Source organism: Alteromonas sp. AWJ4_197, assembly GCF_056160285.1.
Map to the genome: position 1 here is coordinate 475,719 of NZ_JBSWWW010000002.1, position 26,999 is coordinate 502,717.

General features: G+C 50.3%; 22 protein-coding genes. 18 read left to right on the top strand and 4 right to left on the bottom strand.

All coding sequences use genetic code 11. The features are described 5' to 3' along the window. Positions 1-74 precede the first annotated feature (74 nt). Together ACXAGC_RS05505 and ACXAGC_RS05510 are read left to right on the top strand one after the other, a co-directional pair. On the top strand, positions 75-848 hold the full coding sequence (locus ACXAGC_RS05505; protein ID WP_474843107.1) for an IclR family transcriptional regulator: 774 nt from the start codon (positions 75-77) through the stop codon (positions 846-848). A 21-nt stretch (positions 849-869) separates the two neighbouring features. After that, positions 870-2,279 (top strand): MFS transporter, encoded by a 1,410-nt coding sequence (locus ACXAGC_RS05510; RefSeq protein WP_474843109.1) that lies wholly within the window; start codon positions 870-872, stop codon positions 2,277-2,279. A gap of 84 nt (positions 2,280-2,363) precedes the next feature. Here the strand turns inward: ACXAGC_RS05510 and ACXAGC_RS05515 are convergent, their stop codons facing one another. After that, positions 2,364-2,909, bottom strand: a complete 546-nt coding sequence (locus tag ACXAGC_RS05515) for a hypothetical protein (RefSeq protein ID WP_303572795.1) — start codon at positions 2,907-2,909, stop codon at positions 2,364-2,366. A 245-nt stretch (positions 2,910-3,154) separates the two neighbouring features. On the opposite strand from ACXAGC_RS05515, the gene ACXAGC_RS05520 reads away from it, so the two are divergent. The 7 genes from ACXAGC_RS05520 to ACXAGC_RS05550 all read left to right on the top strand — a co-directional run bounded on the left by ACXAGC_RS05520 (position 3,155) and on the right by ACXAGC_RS05550 (position 11,158). After that, entirely contained in the window at positions 3,155-3,826 is a 672-nt protein-coding gene (locus ACXAGC_RS05520) for a GntR family transcriptional regulator (protein ID WP_474843460.1), read from the top strand. Between the two features lie 14 nt (positions 3,827-3,840). Further along, positions 3,841-4,719 (top strand): methylisocitrate lyase, encoded by an 879-nt coding sequence (prpB, locus tag ACXAGC_RS05525; protein ID WP_119502273.1) that lies wholly within the window; start codon positions 3,841-3,843, stop codon positions 4,717-4,719. 64 nt (positions 4,720-4,783) lie between these two features. Beyond that, entirely contained in the window at positions 4,784-5,905 is a 1,122-nt protein-coding gene (gene prpC, locus ACXAGC_RS05530; RefSeq protein WP_119502274.1) for a bifunctional 2-methylcitrate synthase/citrate synthase, read from the top strand. A gap of 54 nt (positions 5,906-5,959) precedes the next feature. Beyond that, positions 5,960-8,551, top strand: coding sequence for a Fe/S-dependent 2-methylisocitrate dehydratase AcnD (gene acnD, locus ACXAGC_RS05535; RefSeq protein WP_474843112.1), 2,592 nt, complete (start codon positions 5,960-5,962; stop codon positions 8,549-8,551). 36 nt (positions 8,552-8,587) lie between these two features. Then, complete coding sequence (gene prpF, locus ACXAGC_RS05540; protein WP_474843114.1) at positions 8,588-9,772, top strand: 2-methylaconitate cis-trans isomerase PrpF; 1,185 nt, start codon at positions 8,588-8,590, stop codon at positions 9,770-9,772. Between the two features lie 127 nt (positions 9,773-9,899). After that, the gene (locus tag ACXAGC_RS05545; protein ID WP_474843116.1) at positions 9,900-10,460 is read left to right on the top strand and encodes an HD domain-containing protein; all 561 of its coding nucleotides are present in this window, start codon (positions 9,900-9,902) and stop codon (positions 10,458-10,460) included. Positions 10,461-10,888: 428 nt separating this feature from the next. Then, the gene (locus tag ACXAGC_RS05550; RefSeq protein ID WP_474843118.1) at positions 10,889-11,158 is read left to right on the top strand and encodes a hypothetical protein; all 270 of its coding nucleotides are present in this window, start codon (positions 10,889-10,891) and stop codon (positions 11,156-11,158) included. Between the two features lie 8 nt (positions 11,159-11,166). On the opposite strand, the gene ACXAGC_RS05555 is transcribed toward ACXAGC_RS05550, so the two are convergent. From ACXAGC_RS05555 to arcB, 3 genes are read right to left on the bottom strand one after another with little or no spacing between them, the layout of a single operon-like run. Continuing rightward, positions 11,167-12,732: a PH domain-containing protein gene (locus ACXAGC_RS05555; protein ID WP_474843120.1), complete on the bottom strand. Its 1,566-nt coding sequence runs from the start codon at positions 12,730-12,732 to the stop codon at positions 11,167-11,169. Then, a complete protein-coding gene (locus ACXAGC_RS05560; RefSeq protein WP_474843122.1) occupies positions 12,732-13,277 on the bottom strand; it encodes a PH domain-containing protein in 546 nt (181 codons plus the stop codon). Before ACXAGC_RS05560 ends, ACXAGC_RS05555 begins: the two co-directional genes overlap by 1 nt. Before the next feature lie 8 nt (positions 13,278-13,285). Next, positions 13,286-15,646: an aerobic respiration two-component sensor histidine kinase ArcB gene (gene arcB / locus ACXAGC_RS05565; RefSeq protein WP_474843124.1), complete on the bottom strand. Its 2,361-nt coding sequence runs from the start codon at positions 15,644-15,646 to the stop codon at positions 13,286-13,288. Between the two features lie 747 nt (positions 15,647-16,393). Here arcB and gltB point away from each other — a divergent pair. From gltB to ACXAGC_RS05610, 9 genes are all read left to right on the top strand, one after another. Then, the gene (gene gltB, locus ACXAGC_RS05570) at positions 16,394-20,860 is read left to right on the top strand and encodes a glutamate synthase large subunit (RefSeq protein WP_474843126.1); all 4,467 of its coding nucleotides are present in this window, start codon (positions 16,394-16,396) and stop codon (positions 20,858-20,860) included. A gap of 17 nt (positions 20,861-20,877) precedes the next feature. Beyond that, positions 20,878-22,293: an FAD-dependent oxidoreductase gene (locus ACXAGC_RS05575; protein ID WP_119502283.1), complete on the top strand. Its 1,416-nt coding sequence runs from the start codon at positions 20,878-20,880 to the stop codon at positions 22,291-22,293. A 189-nt stretch (positions 22,294-22,482) separates the two neighbouring features. After that, positions 22,483-22,842: a hypothetical protein gene (locus ACXAGC_RS05580; protein WP_119502285.1), complete on the top strand. Its 360-nt coding sequence runs from the start codon at positions 22,483-22,485 to the stop codon at positions 22,840-22,842. A gap of 163 nt (positions 22,843-23,005) precedes the next feature. After that, a complete protein-coding gene (locus ACXAGC_RS05585; RefSeq protein WP_119502286.1) occupies positions 23,006-23,593 on the top strand; it encodes a DUF2726 domain-containing protein in 588 nt (195 codons plus the stop codon). Between the two features lie 160 nt (positions 23,594-23,753). After that, the gene (locus ACXAGC_RS05590; RefSeq protein ID WP_119502287.1) at positions 23,754-24,449 is read left to right on the top strand and encodes a 5'-methylthioadenosine/adenosylhomocysteine nucleosidase; all 696 of its coding nucleotides are present in this window, start codon (positions 23,754-23,756) and stop codon (positions 24,447-24,449) included. Between the two features lie 14 nt (positions 24,450-24,463). Further along, positions 24,464-25,417 carry a cobalamin biosynthesis protein CobD/CbiB gene (locus ACXAGC_RS05595; protein WP_474843130.1) on the top strand — a complete coding sequence of 318 codons (954 nt, stop codon included), beginning with the start codon at positions 24,464-24,466 and terminating at the stop codon, positions 25,415-25,417. A gap of 116 nt (positions 25,418-25,533) precedes the next feature. Continuing rightward, on the top strand, positions 25,534-25,944 hold the full coding sequence (locus tag ACXAGC_RS05600; RefSeq protein ID WP_474843132.1) for a rhodanese-like domain-containing protein: 411 nt from the start codon (positions 25,534-25,536) through the stop codon (positions 25,942-25,944). Positions 25,945-26,016: 72 nt separating this feature from the next. Beyond that, positions 26,017-26,406 carry a DUF2721 domain-containing protein gene (locus ACXAGC_RS05605; protein ID WP_119502290.1) on the top strand — a complete coding sequence of 130 codons (390 nt, stop codon included), beginning with the start codon at positions 26,017-26,019 and terminating at the stop codon, positions 26,404-26,406. Further along, positions 26,403-26,990, top strand: coding sequence for a GNAT family N-acetyltransferase (locus ACXAGC_RS05610; protein WP_474843135.1), 588 nt, complete (start codon positions 26,403-26,405; stop codon positions 26,988-26,990). The genes ACXAGC_RS05605 and ACXAGC_RS05610 overlap by 4 nt, the downstream gene beginning before the upstream one ends. Positions 26,991-26,999: the final 9 nt, after the last annotated feature.

Sequence of the window (26,999 nt, forward strand, 5' to 3'; positions counted from 1 at the left end):
TTCGGGGCGGTTCTTTTGAATGTCATTGCACCGGAGCGAAATTGACATGGCCGCAGACGCACAAAAGGTGAATAATGGATAAGTACCTGATCCCCAGCGTAACTCACGCCTGCCAGATCTTTCGCATACTTGCAGCTTCCTCACAGGGCATGACCATGCACGACATTGAGCAGCAGCTCGATTTACCGCGCACGACACTGTTCCGGTTGCTGCGTACCCTTTGCCATGAACAGATGCTGGTGAAAAAAGGAAAAATTTACCGCTGCGGAAATGAACTGACACGCCTTGGTTTACATATGATCAATGCAGACCATATGCATCAGCTTGCAATCCCGCACATTCAGCGGCTTGCACTGAAAAGTGGTCATACTGCACACCTTGCGGTACCCAATAACGGTAAAGTGCTGCTCGTGGAAGTTGTCGACAGCCCGAACCCGCTGATGGTATCGAAACGTCCCGGCGGACAGGCTCAGATGCACTGTTCCTCCACCGGCAAGGTGTTTCTGGCGTTTTTGTACAGAGAGAATCTGGATTTATATATTGCAGAGCATCCGCTGGAACGACATACCGCTTACACGATAACAGACAAAGCCAGCCTGGAAGCGGAACTTCAGCGCATTACGGCTCTCGGCTACGCTGTCGACGACCGGGAGCTGAATGAAAATGTGCGTTGTCTGGCGGTGCCGGTGCGGGACAACCGCGGTATTGTTGTGGCAGCAGTGGGGATCACGGCTCCTGCAGTGACTTTCAGTCAGGCATCAGTATCTGAAGTCGCAGAGTTAGCGAAAGAAGCTGCCCGTGGTATCTACAGAGATGCTTATCAATTGCGTCGTCAGAACGACGGCTGACCAAAAATTTAAACGGAAATAATGAGTAAATTTGACCGCAAAACAGCAACCGCACTACTGGTTGCCGCCACACTGTTTATGGAAATTCTTGACGCAACGGTGATCAGTACAGCACTGCCCATCATTGCTGCCGACTTCAATGTTGCTGCCGCCCATTTGTCCGTAGGCATATCAGCCTATCTGGTAGCCGTGACGGTTTTCATTCCCATCAGCGGCTGGGCGGCTGACCGGCTGGGTCCCAAAACGGTTTTTTGTGCGGCAATCTGTGTATTCGTGATTGCTTCGGTACTCTGTGCCATCAGTACAAACCTGTATACTTTCACCGGAGCCCGAATTTTACAGGGACTCGGCGGAGCCATGATGGTGCCCGTAGGCCGGCTTGTTGTATTACGGGCGTTACCGAAAAATCAGATTGTAAGAGGCATGGCAATCCTTACCTGGCCTGCCCTCGCTGCACCGCTCATCGGCCCTGTGCTGGGCGGATGGATAGCGCAGACATTCAGCTGGCACTGGATATTTTTAATGAATGTCCCCCTTGGCATCATCGCTCTGGCCATAGGCATGGTATTGATTGAAAACCATAAAAGTGAGCCGCAGCGCTTCGATGTCACGGGATTTCTTTTAAGCGGGATTGGTTTCGGCCTGTTCATGGCGGGACTGGAATCATTCAGCGGCCGGCCTGACTCTCTGCTGGTGCCCGGCCTTCTCACCTCATGCGGACTCGTACTGTTAATTCTCACCTTCAGACACATGGCTGTTTCACCCGGCCCGCTTTTTTCACTGAAGGCGATGTCTGTAGCCACATTCAGAATAACCGTTATCGGCGGTTCAGCAATCCGGATAGGCTTATCCAGCGCACCGTTTCTTATTCCCCTGATGCTCCAACTGGCGCTGGGATTCACACCGGTAGAAGCCGGTACGCTGTTGCTCTGGTTATTTGCAGGTAACCTGGCCATCAAGCCGGCAACAACCTGGATCATGAATACATTCGGATTCCGCACTGTACTGTTGGCCAATACTGTATTTATTGCCGCCGGATTCGCCGCTATCGCCCAGTTTGATGCTTCCACTCCGTCATGGTTAATGGCGCTGGTACTGTTTATCAGCGGCATGAACCGCTCAATGCACCTCACCGTTCTGAATACCATCAGCTTCGCAGATATTCCGCAGAATGAAATGCGGGATGCCAATACCTTAGGTGCTGTACTCATGCAGATGACACGTGGTCTGGGTATCACCACCGGTGCCCTCGCCCTTGCGCTGGCCACCGTGATCACCGGCTCCTCAACGGAAAATCCGTCAGTATTTGATTTCAGCCTGACCTTTTACATGATGGCCGCAGTCTCTTTACTTGCGCTCATAGACAGCGCAAAACTACCTGCTAACGCAGGTGATGCTATTCTAAATAAGCGGGCCGCAAAGGTGTCCTGAACCGTAGTATCACTTAAAAGTATAAATTAAAAAAAAGGCCTGCTTAAAAGCAGGCCTCAAGTAACGACAACTTATCCGGGTAAACTATCTGGCATGTTCACTCGTGATATGAGTTACGTTCGCATTACCATCTTCAACACGTTTAAGCGTTGCCCGCGCCTGCTCAATGTATTTCGGCGGCACAGGTTTTGAAGTTGCATCATCTCTGGCTACAGTTTTCATTGTATTCCACTCTTCAATTCTGGAATCCATAGAGTCTGCCACGCCCAATATGATCGGCCCCCAGCCTGTGAGGTTGAGTTTAAGATAGTAACTCTTACCTGCTTCCAGTTCACCTTCAGCAACAGCCCAATGGCCTTGCAGACTAACCATAAAAGTATGTTTCCCCGGCGTAGTCTGATACTGAATCAACGTACCAGCTTTAAGTGTGCCAACAAATTCATCACCATCCCACACTTCACTATTTGCCCCATCCGCCATGAAGATAGAACGGCGAACGAAGTTTACTGTAGCCTGATTTTGTTCCGGAGCTTCTCTAAACTCAATTTCCTTCATATTGCCCAAACCTGCGCATCCGGCAAGATTTAGTGTAAGCATCAAAAATGCAGCCATTCCAATAATTTTATACATATACATCCTTATTATAACTACTAAATTTTTTTATATTTATTGCCGCAATGCCAGAAGATTGAGATCACCTTCATAGTTTCATTTTGTGGCGAAGGCAGAATACGCATTATCTCATGTCCTCGCAACAATCCGACTTAAACCAGTATCAGGGATTGTCGACAATCCACCGCCATTTGGTTGACTATCTCTCCAAAACCGCCTACATTGTCGACACTTTAAACATATTTATTGTGACTGGCAGGTTTATGGAACTCGCTTTTGAAAGCCCCGTTACACAGGCGGATCGCACGTTTATCAAGCTTCGCAACGACATTGTTGAAGGAGTCATTCCGTCGGGTTCCAAGTTAAGTGAAACGGAATTGTCGACAAAATATGATGTCAGCCGGGCCATTATCCGTGAAGCAATAAACCGTCTTACCGCCAGCCATCTGGTAGAACGTAAAGCCAATGTCGGCGCACGGGTTGTTACTCTCACTCCGCAAGGTTTAATTGAGCTATACCAGGTACGGGAAGCACTTGAAGGCATGGCGGCCCGGCTGGCAGCACAGAATATGTCAGATCAGGACGTTAACGCGCTGCAAGGCCTGCTCAACGATCACTTTGACGAGGTAAAGGGCGGCGAGTCTTATTATCAGGAAGCCGGCGATGTGGACTTTCATTACCGCATTGTTCTGGGCAGCAAAAACACCCATCTTATTACCGTTTTAATTGACGGTATTTATCATCTGGTGCGCATGTACCGCGTGCAGTTTGGTATGGCCGGTCCCCGCGTCACCACCGCTTACGACGAACATCGTCACGTTGTTCAGGCCATTGCCAACCGTGACGGTGAGCTGGCTGAAATGCTCATGCGCAGACACATTTTGTATTCGAAAAACAATATCGAACGCAAGTTACTTATCACATCACAGAGTTAACCGGAGAACAGTTCATGCACAGTGCAGGTAAGAAATTCCGTCAGGCGTTAGCTGACAACAAGCCATTGCAAATTGTCGGTACCATCAACGCGTACACCGCCATGATGGCAAAACAAATTGGTCATCAGGCAATTTATCTGTCCGGTGGCGGCGTAGCTAATGCCTCATACGGCCTGCCGGATCTCGGTATGACGTCGTTAAACGATGTGCTCGTTGATGTGCAGCGCATTACCTCAGCCTGCGATTTACCCCTGATGGTCGATATCGACACGGGTTGGGGCGGCGCATTTAATATTGCTAAAACCATTCGTGATATGGAAAAGGCCGGTGCAGCGGCGGTACATATGGAAGATCAGGTGGCGCAGAAACGTTGTGGTCACCGCCCTAACAAAGAAATCGTGTCCACAGAGGAAATGGTCGACCGGATCAAATCAGCGGTTGACGCCCGCACCGATCCTGACTTTTTCATTATGGCCCGCACCGACGCCTTCGCACAGGAAGGGCTGGAAAAAGCCATTGAACGGGCAAAAGCGTATGTTGCTGCAGGTGCTGACGGTATTTTCGCAGAAGCCATTCAAACCGAAGCCCACTACCGCGCGTTTGCTGAGGCGCTGGATGTGCCCATTCTTGCCAATATCACCGAATTTGGCAAAACCGAATTATGGAATAAAGCGCAGCTCGGAGAATGGGGTGCTGACATGGTGCTGTATCCTTTAAGTGCTTTCCGGGCAATGAATAAAGCCGCTGAACGGGTTTATCAAAGCATTCTCACCGATGGCGACCAGAAGGCAGTTGTCGATACCATGCAAACCCGCATGGAGCTGTACGACTATCTGGGATATCACGATTACGAGCAAAAACTCGACGCGCTGTTTTCAAAGTCAAAGGCGTAATACGGCGAAATTAATAACACACCACATTTGACCCTACACACGATGAAAATCGGGAGACAAGATCATGGCTAAAGAATTAAGCGGCGCCGGACTTCGCGGACAAGTTGCAGGCAAAACAGCACTTTCCACCGTTGGTCAGTCAGGCTCAGGACTGACGTATCGCGGATATGATGTGAAAGACCTGGCAAATCATTGTCAGTTTGAAGAAGTCGCCCATCTTATTCTGAAAGGAAAATTACCGGACTCCGGCGAACTGGCAGCTTACAAAGCAAAACTGAAAAGCCAGCGCGGGTTGCCACAAGCGCTGAAAGAAGTCCTCGAACGCATCCCCAAAGATGCCCATCCGATGGATGTGTTGCGCACCGGCTGCTCGGTACTGGGCAACCTTGAAATGGAACAGGATTTTTCTGAGCAGGCTGCAGTCACCGACCGCATGCTGGCTTGTTTCCCAAGTATCATCTGTTACTGGTACCGCTTCAGTCACGATGGCGTACGCATTGATACCGAACTTGATGATGACTCCATCGGCGCTCACTTCTTACACATGCTGCATGGTGAAAAGCCCCGTGAACTTCACGAGCAGGTTATGCATGTTTCCCTGATCCTTTACGCGGAACATGAATTCAACGCTTCCACCTTTACTGCCAGAGTGTGTGCTTCCACATTGTCAGACATGCATTCCTGCATTACAGGTGCAATCGGTTCATTGCGCGGCCCGTTGCACGGCGGCGCAAACGAAGCAGCCATGGAAATGATCGAAGGCTTCACCTCGGCGGACGATGCTGAAGAACAGATGATGGGTAAGCTTGCCCGCAAAGAGAAGATCATGGGCTTCGGTCATGCCATTTACCGTGAATCCGATCCGCGCAACGAAATCATCAAAGGCTGGTCAGAAAAACTGGCTGCAGACGTTGGTGATAAAGTGCTTTATCCGGTATCTGTGCGCTGTGAAGAAGTGATGTGGCGTGAAAAGAAACTATTCTGTAATGCCGATTTCTTCCATGCCTCTGCCTATAACTTTATGGGGATCCCGACGAAGTTATTCACACCAATCTTTGTTATGTCCAGACTCACCGGCTGGGCTGCCCACGTGATGGAGCAACGGGCGGATAACCGCATCATCCGTCCGTCTGCCGAATATACCGGCGAAGAATTACGTCCCGTTACCCCCATCGAACAACGCTGATGCGCTGCGGGCGGGCCGCCACAGCCCGCCTTTGCCTGCCGGAGAAGACCGACTATGAATATGGACTATCGCAAACCCTTTTTAAAGACCGGGTTAGATTTCTACGATACCCGTGAAGCCGTAAACAGCATTAAAGCGGGGGCTTATGAAAAGCTGCCGTACACGTCCAGAGTGCTGGCGGAAAACCTGGTAAGAAAATGCCAGCCCGAACACCTCACTGCTTCACTGGAGCAGTTAATTTATCGCAAGCGCGACCTCGATTTTCCCTGGTTCCCCTCCCGCGTGGTTTGCCACGATATTCTGGGCCAGACCGCACTGGTCGATTTAGCCGGATTGCGGGATGCTATCGCTGAGAAGGGCGGCGATCCGTCTAAAGTGAACCCCGTCGTACCGACTCAACTGATTGTCGACCATTCACTGGCTGTAGAACATGCAGGCTTTGAAGCGGAAGCCTTTGAAAAAAACCGTGAAGTGGAAGACCGCCGTAACGACGATCGCTTTCACTTTATTAACTGGACCAAAACGGCGTTTAAAAACGTGGATGTGATTGGCCCGGGTAACGGCATCATGCACCAGATCAACCTGGAAAAAATGTCCCCTGTGATCCACGCCAGAGACGGCGTTGCCTTTCATGATACCCTGGTCGGTACAGACAGTCACACCCCTCATGTTGACGCACTTGGGGTCATAGCCGTGGGCGTTGGCGGCCTGGAAGCAGAAAGTGTCATGCTGGGCCGCGCCTCCTATATGCGCCTGCCTGACATTGTCGGCGTAGAATTAACCGGCAAACCACAACCCGGTATTACCGCCACTGATATCGTACTGGCGCTGACAGAATTCCTGCGTAAAGAGCGTGTTGTATCTGCTTATCTGGAATTCTACGGCGAAGGCGCGTCGGCGCTGACCGTGGGCGACCGCGCAACGATTTCAAACATGACGCCGGAATACGGCGCCACAGCTGCCATGTTTTATATTGATGAGCAAACCATCGACTACCTGAAGCTTACCGGTCGTGAAGACAAACAGGTTGAGCTGGTTGAGTCTTACGCGAAAGCCACCGGCCTTTGGGCTGATGACCTGGCGACAGCGGAATATGAACGGATACTGACCTTTGATTTGTCGAAGGTAGGCAGAAATATGGCCGGCCCGTCTAATCCTCATGCAAGACTGGCGACGGCAGACCTGGCAAGTAAAGGCATTGCCGGTCATGTTGAACAGGAAAATGGCAAAATGCCGGATGGCGCAGTCATTATTGCGGCTATCACTTCATGTACCAATACCAGCAACCCCCGCAATGTTATTGCCGCCGGATTGCTTGCCCGCAATGCCAATGCCAGAGGACTGATCAGAAAGCCCTGGGTAAAAAGCTCGCTGGCGCCGGGCTCTAAAACAGTAAAACTCTACCTGAAAGAAGCCGGCCTGTTATCTGAACTGGAACAGTTGGGCTTTGGTGTTGTCGCGTTCGCCTGCACCACCTGTAACGGCATGAGCGGTGCCCTCGATCCGAAGATTCAGGAAGAAATCATTAAGCGTGATTTATATTCCACTGCTGTCTTGTCAGGAAACAGGAACTTTGACGGCCGTATTCACCCCTATGCCAAGCAGGCATTTTTAGCCTCTCCGCCGCTGGTTGTGGCCTATGCCATTGCTGGTACAGTGCGGTTCGATATCGAAAAAGATGTGCTGGGTACAGACAGTGACGGTAACCCGGTCACGCTGAAAGATATCTGGCCTTCAGATGAAGAAATTGATGCTATTGTCGCCAGCGCGGTTAAGCCTGAGCAGTTCAGACAAGTGTACGAGCCCATGTTCGATCTGAAAGTCGACTATGGCAAGGATTTGGATCCGCTTTACAAATGGCGTCCGAAGAGCACTTATATTCGCCGTCCCCCCTACTGGGAAGGTGCGCTGGCAGCAGAGCGTACGATGAAAGGCATGCGTCCCCTTGCCGTGCTGGGCGATAACATCACCACTGACCACCTATCACCTTCAAACGCCATACTGGCGTCAAGTGCCGCCGGTGAATATTTGTCAAAAATGGGCGTACCGGAAGAGGATTACAATTCCTACGCCACCCACCGGGGTGACCATTTAACCGCCCAGCGCGCTACGTTAGCGAACCCGAAGCTGTTTAATGAAATGGTAACGGAAAACGGTGAAGTGGTTCAGGGCTCACTGGCGCGCATCGAACCGGAAGGAAAAGTGGTACGCATGTGGGAAGCCATTGAGACCTACATGAACCGCAAGCAGCCTTTGATCATTGTAGCGGGTGCTGACTACGGTCAGGGGTCATCCCGTGACTGGGCAGCAAAAGGCGTAAGGCTTGCTGGTGTGGAAGTGATTGTGGCAGAAGGCTTTGAGCGCATACACCGCACCAATCTGATTGGTATGGGTGTATTGCCGTTGGAATTCCAGCCGGGCACAACACGCAAAACCCTGCATATCGACGGTACTGAAACCTTCGATGTAGAGGGGGATATTTCACCCGGCGCCACTTTGACGTTAATCATCCATCGCGCCGGCGGCGAAACGGACAAAGCAGAAGTGAAATGCCGTTTAGACACCGCTGAGGAAGTTTCCATTTATTCCGCTGGCGGTGTGTTGCAGCGCTTTGCTCAGGACTTCCTGGAATCAGAAAACGTCTGACAAACACCCCGCATCATCTAACAAGAGAAAAGACCCATGACATTCGCCCCACAAATCAAAATTCCGGCTACCTACATTCGCGGCGGAACCAGCAAAGGCGTGTTTTTCAAACTCACCGATTTGCCCGAAGCCGCACAGCAACCCGGCCCGGTAAGAGACGCGTTATTGCTGCGGGTAATTGGCAGCCCTGATCCGTACGGTAAACAAACTGACGGCATGGGCGGTGCAACGTCAAGTACCAGCAAGACCGTTATTCTGTCGAAAAGTGAACGGGAAGGATTTGATGTGGACTACCTGTTCGGACAAGTGGCTATTGATAAACCCTTTGTAGACTGGTCAGGAAATTGCGGCAACCTCACCGCCGCGGTGGGCGCATTTGCCATCAGCAACGGGTTGGTTGATAAGGACTCAATACCACACAATGGTATCGTCACCGTGAAAATCTGGCAGGTGAATATCGGCAAAAGCATTATTGCAAAGGTGCCCGTGACCAATGGTGAGGTACAGGAAACCGGTGACTTTGAACTGGATGGCGTTACCTTTCCTGCGGCAGAAGTAGAAATCGCTTTTGTGGACCCGGCGGATGATGATGGCGCGATGTTTCCCACCGGTAATGTGGTCGATGATCTCGACGTCCTGGGTGTTGGCACGCTCAGAGCAACGATGATCAATGCCGGTATTCCCACCATTTTCATTGATGCAGAAAGTTGCGGCTACAGCGGCACAGAGTTACAGGATGCCATTAACAGTGATGAAAAAGCGCTGGCAATGTTTGAAACTATCCGGGCTCACGGCGCAATGAAAATGGGCCTCATCGGCCATATTGATGAAGCGGCCACGCGCCAGCACACGCCGAAAGTCGCGTTTGTCAGCCCGCCTGCAGATTACACAGCATCCAGCGGGAAGCACATAGCGAAGCAGGATATTGACTTGAATGTCCGGGCCTTATCCATGGGTAAGTTACATCATGCCATGATGGGTACTGCTGCTGTGTCCATTGCTACTGCCGCCTGTATTCCCGGCACACTGGTTAATGAAGCAGCCGGTGGCGGGGAACGCAGTCAGGTGGTATTCGGCCATCCTTCCGGCACACTGAAAGTCGGCGCACAGGCTGAATATCATCACGGCCAGTGGCAAGTGAAGAAAGTGATAATGAGCCGCAGCGCAAGGGTGCTGATGGAAGGATGGGTGCGGGTTCCCGCTGATGTTCTGACGCCCTGAAAACCGGGTGAAAAAAACGGTGCCAAAAAACCGGCGAAAAAACAGGCACACTATTTGTAATGAGGACTTCAAAGGCCGCCGTTCAGAGCGTCCGCTGTCAATAACACATTGAAGGTAAGAGGTCCTTATGCAGGCATTACTCGTTGAAGATGATTACGTATCATCAGCTGCACTGTTTACCGCACGCAAGTATGCATTAGCCGGTCATTTACGCCGCCACAATGGCGCAACCTTTATCCACCATCCGCGGGAACTGGCGGTACTGTTAAGTAAACTTCCCCACAACCGGGAAATGCTGGCTGCGGCCTGGCTGACACGCTCCATGCAGGACGACTACGCAGACAGTGATGAAGTTGAGATGTGTTTTGGTCAGAAGGTTGCAGACATGGTATCTGCCATGCGCAGTTTCAATTTGCCGGACAGCGGCGCCCCCGAAACCCTTGCACAAACGAATTTCCCGGCGATTCAGGCCTCTCCGGCCCTTTTACAAACTATGGCACTCGCTGACGTGTTTGTACTGGCACAAACGGTTACCGAGTTTGAATCCGGCATGCTGCCCGGGTTTAGCCAGTGGCTTGCCCGGCATTTACCACTATTCCCGCAAGCCAATAGTGCATTAATACAAATGGTAGAACGATGGCTGGTTAACCAGCCTGCCTCTCCGCTTGCATTGCATCAGGTGAGCTAGCCAGTCTGAACAGCAAATTACTTGGCAACCTATTGATTTCCTGTATATAACTTGTATTACACAACATTTTTCCTGTTCTGTTTGTACCTTTCGGGATATCTGTGAAGAATGGAAACCACACAGATACCCGGACAAGAACAATGAAAAAAACATGCCCTTGCTATTGCAATGACAGCCGCTCTGCTGAGTGGTTGTGCTGCAACGTCCTCTTCTCACAACAATACTGAATCAACACCGTACACGTTAAAAAGCGGCGGTGAGATCGCCCCGTCTCAAAAGGGATTGTCGGTTAGCCACGCCAGACTCAATTTTTCCTTCGATTTTACGAACGAAGTGTTATTTGGTGATACCACACTCACGCTTAACTCAGACAACCCGCAAACACATCTTTCTGTGGATTTAGATACCCGTTTCACCATCACTTCGGTGTGGTTAAACGGAAAAACACTACCCGCGACGACAACGGCGTCACCTTTACGTGGAAGACTGAAAATGACTTACCATTTCCTATGCCTCTCGACGTCAGCATCGACGGAAAAGTCACAACTATCGATATGGTGAAAACCCGTCGTGTACCGGCGCTACCGAAAGATACCGTTGTTGCCGATCCACACAGCAAAGTGCTGCGTTACGAACAACGTTATGAAGATTTTAAAGCGTGGAAAGCAGAGCAAGCAGAGAAAGAGGAAACGAAATAGGGCTGTTGCTACATCCAGGAGCGGCGGCCTGATTCGGCATGCCACAGCGCTTTGTCAGCCAGCGCTGTGGCAACCGCATAAGGAATGTATGGTATGGTGATACTGCCACTGGCCAGAATAAAATGCACGTTGGCCAGCCCTCTTCTCTGCATCAGCACACTTTGAGTCAGTGCCACCTGCTGAACCTTAAAGAGTGTAAAACTGTAGCGGTCAATCCCTGCCATACCTTTTCTGATATAACAGTAAGTATCATCGCAGGCGAATCCCCATCGCCGCCAGCGCAAATAAATCCCTGCACAGGCGAGCATAAAAGCCGGAATGGTGACAAGGAAAATGTGCCAGCCTTCACGGGCATAGCCCATGGCCGACACCAGCGCACAGGCAGGCAGTGCCAGTGTCAGGATCCAGCGACTGATAAAGCGGGTGCTGATCCTGCTATAGCCGGTGTGATACACCTTGTTATCCGGCATTGCATCTGTAGCCAGAGCCTGTGCCTCAGCAAGTGTGACGGACGGCACCAGCATCTTGTGAGTCGCATGTAATTCCTGCTCCTGTTTGTCACCGGTCTTATTCTGCTCAAAAAAGAAATTAGCTCGCTTAAGCAGATAATCCAGCCAGTCCTGTCTGACGGAAATCATCTGTATACGGGACTCACGCATACTGACTTCCTGCAAACTGAACAGCCCTGAACGACGGATATACCGGTCCGATGTGCGTGTGAGCGTGTAGTTATAATACGTGATCACCGAGCCGGCTACCGACACCATGGCCATCACACTGAGGATCAGCAGCATGGTGGAAATGACATACAAACCGACCTGCCACCAGAGTACTTGCTGGTCAGCGAACAGTGCATCCATGGATAACCCGAGATCATCCACAAAGTCGTAAACAAAACCGGATATCTCGTCATAAAAAGGCGTCAGTGCACCAAGCAGGATCCACACCCTGTTATTGGTCAGTCCGTGAATGATGAGATCGGAAAGGCTGCGGCGGTTAATCACCTTCTCATCATCCGCTAGCGGTGACGTCGCGGTGTCAACTGCCTCTGGCTTGTTGTCCTCTGTGGTCCTGGCCTGATGCTGTCTGCCGGAGATCAACACCGCCTGACGGAGCTGCTGCGCATAATCCCGTTCTACAGCAACAATTTTCGCTTCCTCGCCGGATGAACCTGCTGTATCCAGCACCACCACGGTGTAATGGGTAAGGCGAAAGTAAAACGGTTGTTCAATTTTTACATTCTGAATGCGCCAGAACGGCAGATTAATATTACGACGCCTGAACAGTCCGCTACGTATTTCAATGTGTTCATTGCGGATGCGGTACTGATAAAACCAATAACTCACAACGCCACTGACGATAGTTGCCAGAAAGATAGCCACCATGACGGGTATAAACCAGAACGACTGCTGATAGTCAAAGCTGCTGGCAGACCAGGCAAGTACAGAAAGCACCACAATAAACTGGCGGATAAAACTGAGAACATTGGAGACAATGAAATAGATAACCGCAACCGGTGCCAGTCTGCGCCAGTTAACGCCGGTGGAGACAGCGGCTTCCTGTTGTGACCGCATCAGCGCGCTCCCACATCCTTGTGATCAAGAATGAACTGGCGGATTTTCTGTGCCTGAGCCACGGGCAGGCCCGGGATTTCAAAGGTATGCCCTGCTCCACCGGCAGAAAAGACCTGCAAAGTTGCCAGTCCGGCCAGCCTTTCCAGCGGACCGCGCTTGAGCTCAATATGCTGTATGCGAAGTACCGGCTGGCAGGTGATGCTGCGGAATATCAGTCCCTTGTGAACAGATAAATCCTGCTCTCTGAGTGAGAACTGCAACAACGGATCAGCAAGCCAGTGATAAACACTCAGCAGTCCCCACAAGGCTGCGAGACCCGCCGTCACGAATGGCCAGGCAAATAACAGTCCTTCCGGCAATGTGACAAAAGGCTGAAAGCGGATGAAGTTTACGACCACCAGAAGGGTGATGAAGATTGCCGCCGCGATAGCTAGATTCAGTGTTCTGTAACGCGGCGACAAAGGCTCATAAACCAGCGTGTCCAGAGACGGCAGTTGGTCTGCAGAGACAACCGTATTTGAAAAGGCTTCACCTTCCGTGGTCATGCTTTGTATCAGTCCTCAATCATTTGTGAGTTAAGCCACTCTTGCAGTGCTTTCATGTCGTGAGCAACTGCCATCTGAAGCTCCTCAACCCAGTCATGCACATTTTGCCACCATGCAGGGTGATCCCCCTGCTGGATCTGATTGGCAATGCGTTGCACACGGGCAAGACCGACAGAGCCGGCGGCACCTTTTATTTTATGGGCCTGAGAACACACTTCAGACTTTTCGTCAGCACTCAGGCTTAACTGCAGAATTTCCATGTACTCCGGCATTTTGTCCTGGAACACTTTTACGCTGGCGCGGACCATATCTTCACCAATGGTATCCACCAGCATTTGCAGCAATTCAATATCCAGAATATTGGACAGCGCTTTACTGTTATCAGTTTTCTTAGGCTTGTTTTCCACTTCTGTATGCAGCGGTGCGGCCGGTTCAGCAAATAAACTGTTGAACACCTCAATCACACGGCTCTTCTTGATAGGTTTGGCGATAACGTCATCCATACCGTTTTGCAGGTACTCTTCACGCTTTTTAATCACGTTAGCCGTTAATGCCACCATCGGCGTACCCATAACCAAATCTTCATCGCGCAGCGTGTTGGCCACATCAAACCCTGTCATATCCGGCAACTGAATATCCAGCAGGATAAGGTCGTAGTGATTTTCGCGGGCCTTATCGATCGCTTCCTGACCGGTCATGGCCACATCGACTGTCTGACCTAATTTCTCAAGCAGCGCTTTTGCCACCATCACATTCAGCTCAATGTCTTCCACCAGCAGAATGTTGAGATCGGTCACCAGCAGTTTGGAAACCTGCATAGGACGGTTAGAAATCTGTAACGGCAGCTCAATTTCAAAGCGTGTGCCCTTGCCGACTTCTGACGTAACGCGGATATCGCCGTTCATCAGATCGACCATTTGCTTACAGATAGCCAGACCGATACCGGTACCTGTTGCAGACTGATGATCCGGATGGTCTACCTGATAATACATGGCGAAAATTTTCTCAATTTCGCTGTCAGGGATCCCCACACCTGTATCTTCTACCACGTAGGTCACCACAGTCATATTGTCTTTTGCCGGCGTTGCCGACACACTCAGTTTCACATTCCCTCTCTGCGTAAACTTCACGGCATTAAACAGAATGTTCCACAGGATCTGACGCAGACGGGTACCGTCAACCTCCACCAGTTGCGGTAACGGCTCCTGAATATCGGTTACCAGCTCCAGCGATTTGTCTGCCGCTAACAGACGGATAATGCTGGACAACTCCTGGGTGAAATCACGCAGCGATACCGTTTTCAGGCTGAGCTCAAGTTTATCCCGGTCCAGCTTATCCAGATCGATGATGTCGTTGAATATATTGCCCAGTGTAATTGCGCTGGCATAAATAGTACTGACCCAGTTGAACTGCTCTTCACTCAAATCCGTGTCGCGCAGCATACGGCTTAAACCCACAATGCCGTTCAGTGGCGTTCGCAATTCGTGAGAAATCGTGGCAATGAAACGGGTCTTATCGGTACTGGCTTTCGCAGCGGCATTCTCGGCCTGTTTGCGCTCTGTCATATCCCGGCCAAAAGCCAGCAAACCTAAACGTGTGCCTTCGTTATCAAAAAACGGTACCCGCTTCATTTCGAAGTAACGGCGTTTTCCGTCAGCAAAGCGCAGCCACAACTCTTCGGTCATGCTGGCATTGGTTTCCAGCACTTCATGATCAGAGGCAACAATCTGGCGGGCCAGTTCTTCTTCAAACACATCATGTAAGGTCAGGCCTACCAACTCAGCTTCGGACTTCCCGGTGAGCATTTCCGCAATGCGGTTACAGCCGGCAAAACGCCCTTCTTCATTACGGTAGTAAATCAGATCCGGTGAGGCATCGATGATAGAACGCAGCAGGGTAGATAAGTGTCGTGCCTGCTGTTCTGAAAAAGACTTCTCTTCAATCTCTTTTTCAAGATCTTTAAACACCGCTTCACGGTCGTCCTGCGCTTTTCGGCGCTGTTCCATCTCATGGTTAAGCTGGCGGATATTGCTTTGCAGTTCGCGGTTAAGGAATACATCTTCCTCACGCAAACGTTCTAGCTGGCTGACCACTTCTTTTAAGTTCGTGCGGGAAGTTTCCAGTTGTTTAACCAGTTCACTTAAGAAGTAAAGCACCCAGGGGGCTGACATCATGGTAAGCACAACAGCGATAATAAAATCGTCAGGTTGAACCTCATTGCCCATGGTCACCCGGATGACGTATGAACCGCCAAGGGTGAAAACCAGCGTAACAACAACAAACAGCAAACTTAGTTTCAGTGTGCCAAAGCGCTTTATAAACTGCGCAAACTTTATCGCCCACGAATCATTTGGAGAATCTTGATGCATAACGAACGTACTGCAATTTCTAAATAACTAAACTTACAGCACTTATAACACGGTCGCGTTGGAAAACCCACAAATCTGCCTGCACGTTATACTAATTTGTGACACTCCGGTGACTATCCTGACATATTCACTGACGGGCAAAATTCGTCATAGCGATAATTCCCTTCATTTATATGGATACGCCCGGTGACTTTGCTAATGCTCCGGCACAGAGGTATATTAGATTTTATCTGGTCGGGCTGGTCGGGCTTGGCGGGTTCTGACAGGTTGCCGTAAAAGTGATATTCATTCAGCCACACCCTGCATTTCCATATAAATAAACATTTTTTATGAATGATTATTCACAATTAACCTCTTATTCTTTTTTGGACTTTAGTATAAACATACTAATTTGATAAAAAAGTGAGCGTTCAGCTCAAAATCCAATCAGCGGCGATTTCAAATTAAGATGTTGATTTAAAATGATTTTATGCAACTTATTCAAAATACATAAGGTCTTCACATTTTTATCATTTGATTTTATATGCCAATGTATGTATTTTGTACGGCCCGCTAAGCAATAGTGCATAAAAATGCGGTTAACGACTGGCGTCCTACTAATAATAATTAACGACATAAAAAGGCGCTTAGAGTATGGTGAAAACTGGCTCGTAAATAGACGTCTACACTAATGTTGCGATGCGTGTCCTGCGCGGAACACGATCCAACACATGCCTTGTCCAGTCGAAGGTTGAAGGAGTTTTTAAGATGAGTTTATATAATCCCAATGATTCCCGGGATAACTGTGGCTTTGGTCTTATTGCCCACACTCACGGGGAAGCCAGCCATAAACTGGTAACGACTGCAATCCAGGGCCTGGACAGAATGCAGCACCGTGGCGGTATTGCTGCCGACGGTAAAACCGGTGACGGCTGCGGATTGCTACTGCAAAAACCGGATGCCTTTTTTCAGGCTATCGCCGACGAGAACGGCTGGAAGCTGAGTAAGAAATATGCCGTAGGCATGATTTTTTTGAGTCAGGACGACACACTGGCACAAGCTGCCAGAGACATTCTTAACGAAGAGCTGGAAAAAGAAACACTGAATGTTGTGGGCTGGCGCAAAGTGCCGGTAAACCACGATGTATTAGGTGAACTGGCTCTGACCGGTGTACCGCAGATTGAGCAGGTTTTTGTGAATGCTCCTGCGGGCTGGCGTAAACGCGACGTAGAACGTCGTTTGTTTATGGTTCGCCGCCGTGCCGAGAAACGTCTGGAAAAAGACAAAGACTTCTATGTAGCCTGTTTATCCGGCTTAGTCACCATCTATAAAGGTCTGGTGATGCCGAAAGATCTGCCTGCCTTCTATGCAGATTTGGCTGACGAACGTCTGAAAAGTGCGATTTGTGTATTCCATCAGCGCTTCTCTACCAACACATTACCTAAATGGCCTCTTGCGCAGCCTTTCCGTTTTCTTGCGCACAATGGTGAAATTAACACGATCAAAGGTAACCGTGACTGGGCGATGGCCCGTACCGGTAAGTTCTCAACGCCTTTAATTCCGGATCTGAAAGATGCTGCACCTTATGTAAATACAACAGGTTCTGACTCATCTTCTCTGGATAACATGCTGGAATTATTCCTGGCGGGCGGCATGGACTTATTCCGTGCAATGCGTCTGCTTGTGCCACCAGCGTATCAAAATAACAAGACCATGGACGAAAGCCTGCGTGCATTCTACGAGTTTAACTCAATGCACATGGAACCATGGGACGGTCCTGCCGGTATCGTACTGACAAACGGTCGCCACGTTGCCTGTAACCTTGACCGTAATGGTCTGCGCCCTGCCCGCTACGTGATCACCAAAAATGGTTTCATCACACTGGCTTCAGAAGTAGGTATCTGGGATTACAGCGAAGCTGACGTGGTAGAAAAAGGCCGCGTTGGTCCGGGCGAAATGCTCGCCGTTGATACCTATAACGGTAAGATCTGGCGTTCCAATGAAATCGACGCAGAGCTGAAAGACCGTCACCCGTACAAAGAGTGGCTGGAAAAACACATCCGTCACCTGACGCCAATTGAGCAGATGGATTCTTCTGAATTAGGTAAGCGTGTCTTCGATGACGACACCATTGAGGTTTACCACAAGCTGTTCAACTACAGCTACGAAGAAATTCAGCAAGTGGTGAAGGTTCTGGCCAAAGATGGTCAGGAAGCAGTGGGCTCTATGGGTGACGATACCCCGATGGCCGTTCTGTCTTCGAAGTCCCGTACTGTTTATGACTACTTCCGTCAGCAGTTTGCACAGGTTACTAACCCGCCAATCGATCCGCTGCGTGAGAATCACGTCATGTCGCTGGCTACCTGTATCGGTCGTGAGCAGAACGTATTCAGCGAAACTTCGGGTTACGCCGACCGCGTATTGTTCTCATCGCCGGTGCTGGTTTATACCGACCTGAAGCAGTTGCGTGAGTTTAATCCGGATAACTACTATTCAGAGAAAGTTGACCTGCAATATAAACAGGAAGAGGGCTTGCGTAAGGCCATCGAACGTATCTGTAACGAAGTGGAATATCTGGTTAAACAGAAGCGTGCTGCATTCGTTATTCTGTCAGACCGCAACATCAAGAAAGACAGACTGACCATTCCTGCCGCTATGGCGACCGGTGCGGTGCATCGTCGTCTGGTTGAAAAAGCACTGCGTTGCGACGCAAACGTTGTGGTTGAAACTGCTTCAGCCCGTGACCCGCATCACTTTGCTGTACTCATTGGCCTGGGTGCAACGGCTGTTTATCCGTTCCTTGCCTATGAAACCATTGAGCAACTGTGCGAAAAAGGCGAGCTGACCTGCTCTGTAACAGACGCAGTATTGAATTACCGTAAAGGTATCAATAAAGGCCTGTATAAAATCATGTCAAAGATGGGTATCAGCACCGTGGCCAGCTACCGCTGCTCCAAGCTGTTTGAAGCCATCGGTATCAACAAAGATGTGGTTAACCTTTGCTTTAACGGCGTACCTTCACGTATTCAGGGTGCCGGCTTTGAAGATTTCGAACAGGATGCGATTAACCTTAACCGCATTGCCTGGCTGAAGCGTAAGCCTCTGTCTCACGGTGGTCTGCTGAAATATGTTCACGGCGGCGAGTATCACGCCTACAACCCGGATGTGGTGAAATCACTGCAAACTGCAGTGGTTTCCGGTGAATACAGCGATTATCAGGTTTATGCAAAACACGTCAATGAGCGCGCACCAGCACACTTCCGTGACTTGCTGAAACTGAATTCGCCCAATGAAGCCATTGATATCAGCGAAGTCGAAGGGGCGGAAAAACTGTTCCCCCGTTTCGATACCGCAGCGATGTCTATCGGTGCATTGAGCCCTGAAGCCCACGAAGCGCTTGCCATTGCAATGAACCGCTTAGGTGGCCAGTCGAACTCTGGTGAAGGTGGCGAACACCCTTCCCGCTTTGGCACAGAAAAGAACTCTAAAATTAAGCAGGTGGCTTCCGGCCGCTTCGGTGTAACCCCGCACTATCTGGTTAACGCAAATGTTATCCAGATCAAAGTGGCACAGGGTGCAAAACCGGGCGAAGGTGGTCAGTTGCCGGGTGACAAGGTTAACAAGTACATTGCGCAACTGCGTTTCTCTGTACCTGGTGTAACCCTGATTTCACCACCACCTCATCACGATATTTACTCTATCGAAGATTTGGCTCAGCTTATTTTTGACCTTAAGCAGGTTAACCCTACCGCCCTGATTTCAGTGAAACTGGTATCAGAGCCGGGCGTAGGCACTATCGCTACCGGTGTAGCGAAAGCGTATGCTGACCTCATTACCATTTCCGGTTATGACGGTGGTACAGGTGCAAGCCCGCTGACGTCTGTTAAGTACGCCGGCAGCCCCTTCGAGCTGGGTCTGGCGGAAACACAACAGGCACTGATTGAAAACGGTCTGCGTCACAAAGTACGTGTACAAACCGACGGTGGTCTGAAAACCGGTCTGGACGTTATCAAAGCAGCCTGTATGGGTGCTGAAAGCTTCGGTTTCGGTACTGGCCCGATGGTCGCGTTAGGCTGTAAATACTTGCGAATTTGTCACCTGAACAACTGTGCGACAGGTGTTGCAACTCAGGATCAAAAGCTGCGTGAAGAACACTTCATCGGCTTGCCTGAGATGGTAATGAACTACTTTAAGTTCATTGCTCAGGAAGTGCGGGAACTTATGGCCGCAATGGGCGTACGGAAGTTCGATGAACTGGTAGGCCGCACTGATCTGTTGAAAGTTATCGACGGCATTTCAGCGAAACAAAACAAACTGGATCTGTCACCACTGCTGGCAACCCCGGTTGAAGGCGAGCATACCCGTCTGTTCTGTTCAGAAACCACTAACCAGCCGCTGGATAAAGGTGAGCTGAATGCGAAGATTCTGGACGATGCCCGAAACGCTGTGCGTGAAGGCAAAGGTATCCGTCTAAGCTACCCAATCCGCAACACTGACCGTTCAGTGGGCGCCATGTTGTCTGGTGAAATCGCCAAACATCACGGAAACCATGATATGGAAGATGTGCCGGTTGAAATACAGTTTACCGGTACTGCGGGCCAGAGCTTCGGCGTATGGAACGCAGGTGGTCTGCACATGCGTATTGAAGGTGATGCCAACGATTACGTGGGTAAAGGTATGACTGGCGGTAAGCTGGTTATCTATCCGCCTAAGAACATCAGTTTCGATGCACATAACAGTGCCATCATGGGTAACACCTGTCTGTACGGTGCTACCGGCGGTAAACTGTTTGCTGCCGGCCGTGCCGGTGAACGTTTCGGTGTGCGTAACTCAGGCGTAACCGCCGTGGTTGAAGGTATCGGTGACAACGGTTGTGAATACATGACCGGTGGTATTGTTGCTGTACTGGGCCCGGTTGGCGTTAACTTTGGTGCCGGTATGACAGGTGGCTTCGCTTACCTGTACGACGAAAACGGTGACCTTGATAACCGCGTTAACCCTGAACTGGTTGAAATCATGGATATTGGCGACAAGGCCATTCTGTCAGAGCACTTACGTGGTCTGATTAACCAGCACTATGAAGAAACAGGCAGTGAACACTCATTGTCATTGCTGACGAACTTTGCTGAGTCGGTAAAACGCTTTAAGTTAATTAAGCCGAAAACCAGTGACGTTAAAAACCTGTTGGGCCATATCAGCCGTTCGAGTGACGAGCTGCGGATCCAGGCGCAATAAGAGAGGTAGGTGAAGTAATGGCTAAAAATGTATACCAATTTGTTGACGTTGAACGGATTGACCCGCCGAAAAAACCTATCATGGTGCGTAAGGGTGAGTTCGCTGAAATTTATCAACCGTTAACGCAATCACAAACCGAAGGCCAGGCAGACCGCTGCCTGGACTGCGGTAACCCTTATTGCGAGTGGAAGTGTCCGGTTCACAACTACATTCCGCAGTGGCTGAGTCTTGCGAATGAAGGTCGTATTATTGAAGCGGCAGAACTTTCTCATAAAACGAACAGCTTGCCGGAAGTTTGCGGCCGTGTCTGTCCGCAGGACCGTTTATGTGAAGGTGCCTGTACGCTGAATGACGAGTTCGGCGCTGTGACTATCGGTAGTATTGAAAAATACATCACCGACACCGCCTTCGAAATGGGCTGGCGTCCGGATATGTCTGACGTAGTCTGGACAGACAAGAAAGTCGCTATCGTGGGTGCCGGTCCTGCAGGTCTTGCCTGTGCAGATATTCTGGTACGTAACGGTGTGAAGCCGGTTGTTTTCGACAAGTACGAAGAAATCGGCGGCCTGTTAACCTTCGGTATTCCTTCGTTCAAGCTGGAAAAAGACGTAATTAAACGTCGTCGTGAAATTTTCACCGAAATGGGTGTGGAGTTCAGACTCAATACTGAAATCGGTAAAGATATCGACTTCCAGGCGCTGCTTGATGAATACGATTCAGTGTTCCTCGGTATGGGTACGTACAAGTCCATGCAAGGCGGATTCGACAATGAGCACGTTGAAGGCGTTTTCGATGCCCTGCCGTTCCTGATTGCGAATACTAACCGTGTAATGGGGCTGGAAAAAGATCCTGCTGATTTTGTCGACATGAAAGACAAAACCGTTGTTGTGCTGGGTGGTGGTGATACCACTATGGACTGCGTACGTACGTCTATCCGTCAGGGCGCAAAACGCGTAATTTGTGCTTATCGCCGTGATGAAGAAAGCATGCCCGGTTCACGCAAGGAAGTACAGAACGCGAAAGAAGAAGGTGTGGAATTCGTCTTCAATGTACAACCGCTGGATATCGCGCTGACCGGTGAAGGCACTGCAGCCGGTGTTAAACTGGTTAAAACTGAAATGGGTCCGCCGGACATCAACGGTCGTCGTCGTCCTGTTGAGGTGGAAGGTTCAGAGCACGTGCTTGAAGCGGATGCGGTCATCATCGCCTTCGGTTTCCAGCCAAGCCCTGCCAGCTGGTTTGCTGACTACGGTATTATCCTGGATGAAAAGGGTCGTGTTATCGCCCCTGCCGGTGGTAAGTACGCTTATCAGACTGCTAACCCGAAAATCTTCGCCGGTGGCGATATGGTTCGGGGCAGTGATCTGGTTGTAACCGCCATTGACGAAGGCCGTAAAGCGGCCGACGGCATCATGGATTACCTCGGCGTTTAATACGGCTCAAAGCAAAAAAACGAAAGCCACGGGATGAGAATTCCGTGGCTTTTTTCGTTTCTGAAGATCAACCGCCGATACTTGAGTGTGTGCCGGTATACCTATGCTTTATTGCCGGTTAAGGGGTTCTTGCCTATAGTTTTACTCATCTGTTAAGCATCCATTCCGCTTAATAAAGGGAGAGTAAAAATGAACAAAAAGACGTGCAGTATGATTGCAGCGACTCTGCTGTGTACGGCTTCGTTATCTGTGGCTGCAGCGCCTGACACATCCGCCTGTCCGGCAGACTTTCACACGCTGACCATGCCGGATGACGCAAAGCAATGTCAGGTTTTCGACAGCGGACTGCCTGCCACGCTGGTGTTTTATTCCGCGACACCACAGCAAACACTCATCGACTACTACACGGCACAGTATCCCGGTATGCAGGTCGCAGCAACAGTACAGGGCAGAACGTTACTCACTGCAGCTAACGACAGTGTGCGGGTTATCATTTCCCCTGATCACGAAGGTTCTCAGGTAGATATGATGATTGTTAAGGCCAACTGAGACCTGTCAGCCTCTTCCCAGCTCCTCTGTGCCGGACGCTCTCCCGACCTTGCAAATTTTTAGCGGTCTGGCACTTCCTTTGCAAAATCCAGCTTGTTGACTAATTCACGACACAAAACGTCACTTTTTTGACGTATGTGATTTTGCTTTCGCGGGGATCAATATGGAACTGGCTATAATTTTAATGATGTTACTGATTGTGGTGGCTCTGGGCGCCATGAAATTGTCGGACAGCGGTGTAAGCTTTCCTTTTCGCAGTAAACCTCAGCTGTTCACACCGGTAGAACATAATTTTCTGAAACTGATTGAGCAGGCGGTGGGCCGTGAATTCCGCATCGTCTGCAGGGTACGCCTGAGCGATGTACTGGCAGTAAGAGCTAAAGCCAGTAAAAAACAAGGCTCCAGCGCCATGTCACGGGCGTCGTCAAAGCAACTGGATTACGTATTATGTGACCGCGACGACATGACGCCTGTTATGGCTATCGACCTTGTTTATAACGATGGCAAGAACAAATACAAATCCCAGCGCGACTTTTTTGTCAGCGGCGCGCTGGATGCAGCAGGATTGCCTCATGTGCGCATTAAGGTGAAAACCGGTTATACCACTGAAGAGATCCGCGAATGTATCGAAAGCAAGCTGGTGCCTTACCGCCGCAAACAGCAACGTATTGCGCAGGCGCCGACGCTTAACCCTGCACCGAATAAACGCCCGACACGTCCGGTGCGTTCAAGCCGGGCAGCGGCTGCTTAATTTACCTTTTACTCTCCGGGTCGGTATTCTCCCCAAGGTACCGACCCATTTTCCCCTAATTTCTGTCAGTTTCTTCACTTTCATATTACCATTAACAATCATGACTTAACGGACCCGCGCACACCCAGTTCGCCGGGCGGTACATCGACGGAACATATTTATGAAAATCGGTATTCTTGGCGCAATGGATCAGGAAATTGCACTGTTACAGGCATCTCTGACAGATTGTGAAACCCGACAGTGGAAACATCTGACCTTTTACACCGGCACCCTGCATGGCGCTGAAGTCGTGCTGGTAAAATGCGGTATTGGTAAAGTTGCTTCAGCCCTTGCCACAACAGCACTTATCGAGCAATACACGCCTGATTATGTTGTTAATACCGGTTCAGCCGGCGGCTTCGATCCGGCGCTGAATATCGGTGATGTGGTCGTCGGCAGTGCAGTGAAATATCACGATGTGGATATTACCCATTTTGGTTATGAACTTGGGCAATGTGCCGGTATGCCGCCACAATACGACTGCGATCCCCGGCTTGTTGAAGCTGCTACCGCCGCGGCACAGGACATCACCCATATCCAGAACACCACTGGCATGATTTGTACCGGCGATTCCTTTGTCGGTTCAGATGAAGCGGCACAGAAAATTAAAGACACTTTTCCGGCAATGAAGGCCTGTGAAATGGAAGGCGCAGCCATCGGACAAACCTGTTTTATGCTGGAAACACCGTTTCTGGTGATCCGTTCTTTGTCTGATATCGCCGGCAAGACATCATCAGTGTCCTTCGAGGCATATCTGGAAACCGCAGCGAAGCACTCTGCTGAACTGGTTATGGGAATGATTGCCCGTCTGGCCTGAGCATAGTGTTAAGCATGGACGCCCTGCTCCACAGCCCCTTATTACAAAATCTCGCCCTGCTGTTGGTGGTTATCGCCATCGACAGCCTTTGGCGCTGGCCTCCCAAATACCACCCGTTAACCGTATTCCGCCTGCTGGCGGCCGGGATGGCGACAAAAGTAAAACCCAAATCCACTGACAGCCCTTCCCAACACCGGATATCCGGCGCACTGGGTGCCATTGTACTTATCGTGCCTTTCACTGTGCTTACCGGTTTGCTGGTTACCATGGCTGAATATCCGCTGTTTTTCGAAGCAGTCATTTTGCTCTGCGTCATGGACTTCGCTCAGGTGAGATGGCACTACAATGCTGTCGTCACCGCCCTTGGCAGAGAAAAGAAAGTCCTTGCCAGAGAAATGGTGTCCCACTTCGTCGCCCGCGACTGTGCTCGTCTGTCAGATATCGGTATTGCTAAAGCTGCCATGGAAAGTTTACTGCTCAGGTTCTGCTACCAGTTTTGCGGTGTGGTTTTTTGGTTTCTGATTGCCGGTCCGGTGGCAGCACTGCTGTATCGTCTGCTGCTCTTATTCAGCTGGCAGTGGCACTGGCGAAACCCCGGCTTCTACTGGTTTGCCCTGCCCGTTCGCAGGGTCACCCGGCTGCTCTCGCTGGTCCCTGCATTTACCGGTGCAATATTACTGGCACTGTCAACACATCCGGTTGCCGGATTTAAAGCGCTCTCACAGGCAAGATCCAGAGACAGCACCTCACTGCTGCTGGCGTTATGTGGCGGGAGCTTAGGGATCCGGCTGGGTGGCCCGGCCATTTACTCAGGGAATATGATCCGGTACAGCCGGGTCGGCGGCCACCGCGAGGTACGCTTTTCAGACATGACACATTGTCGTCAGGCTGTTACCAGAGCGGTTTTACTGCTGCTGGGGATCACTGTTGTGATCTTTTCTGCCCTGCACGCACTATATGCTTTTTAATACTGTGCAAACTGCCCGGGATGTAAAAGGGTTCTGCACGCCTTGTTCAAATAGTGTACACTGCACCGGAAACACAGGTTAAAACAGATATACGGAACATAGTGACGGATAACCTCATGCGCAAAATCATTGTTGTTTCTGCTCTTATTATCTTTGCCGTTGTTGCAACAACCTTTTACTGGCCAAAAGAAGCCGAAGCCGACGGATTCCGCTCAGTTCAGGCAACGCCTTTCATGCTGGAAAAAGTGAAAGCCGACGAGTGGTTACTCATCGACGTGCGTACTCCGCAGGAATACGCTGACGGCCATATTCCCGGCGCCATCAACATGCCTCACGAAGCCATCGGCGACTATGTGGAACAGCTGAATGATGCCAAAGACAAACCTATCATTATTTACTGCCGCTCCGGGCGTCGGGCGCAAATAGCAATGCAGATGCTGGAACAGAAGCAGTTCACCGGTATCAGTCACCTTGAAGGCGATATGCTGGGCTGGACAGAAGCCGGTTTGCCCGTAGAGAGAATGTGATTGCTTGCCTGTATGGCAGAAACCGGATTAAGCTGGTAGTATTCCGCGCTTTCATTTTAAGCAGATACGTCAATGCAGATAGATATTGCTACGCCGGCCATGTTGTTTCCGGCGATTTCACTGTTGCTCCTGGCTTACACGAACCGCTTCCTGACACTGGCAACGATAATCCGTAACTTTGCCCGTGAAAACCGCGACGAAAACACACAGGCGCAAATCCGTAACCTGCGCCAGCGCATTTTATTCATAAAACGCATGCAGATAGCCGGTGTTGTCAGCTTTTTCCTGTGTGTCTTATCCATGCTTGCCATTTACCTGACGTATCAGCTGGCCGGAAACTGGATATTCGCCTCCAGTCTGGTGTGTCTGATGTATTCATTGTGGATGTCTGTGCGGGAAATCCTGATCTCTGTTGAAGCACTGGATTTCCATCTGGATGGCATAAAAGATAATAAAAAATGAAAAACAATAAGCCATCAGCCAGCGATATTACTTACGTCCCCCTTGCGCCGGAGCACTTTGAAGGCGTGTTGTTATTAGGCAACCGCATTCAGGGTGACGGTTATCTGTCTCATTTCTCTCTGGAAGAAATGTATCATAAGGGCTGGCACGACAATATTAATGCCAGCTACGTTGCTCTGTACAACGGTGAGATCGCCGGATTCAGACTGACCTTTGCCCACTCCCACTGGCAGCCTGACGAATGGTGTTCTGTGGCAGAGTGGCCGGTGGATCCGTCACGGGTGTGTTATTTCAAATGTAATACGGTAGACGATCGTCTGCAGGAATGTGGCATTGGCAGCCGGTTGCTGGAAATCGCCACACAAAAAGCGAAGGAACAGGGTGCCCTGGCGGGCCTGGCCCATATCTGGCTGGGTAGTCCGGGTAACAGTGCCTTTCGTTATTTCAGTAAAAACGGCGGTAAACTGATTGCCAGACACCCCGGCAAATGGCGTTATGCTTCCATCCATGAAGGCTATGATTGCCCTGTTTGTCCCGGTTATTGTGAATGCGAAGGGGCAGAAATGATGATTGTATTTCCGTAATCAGCCACT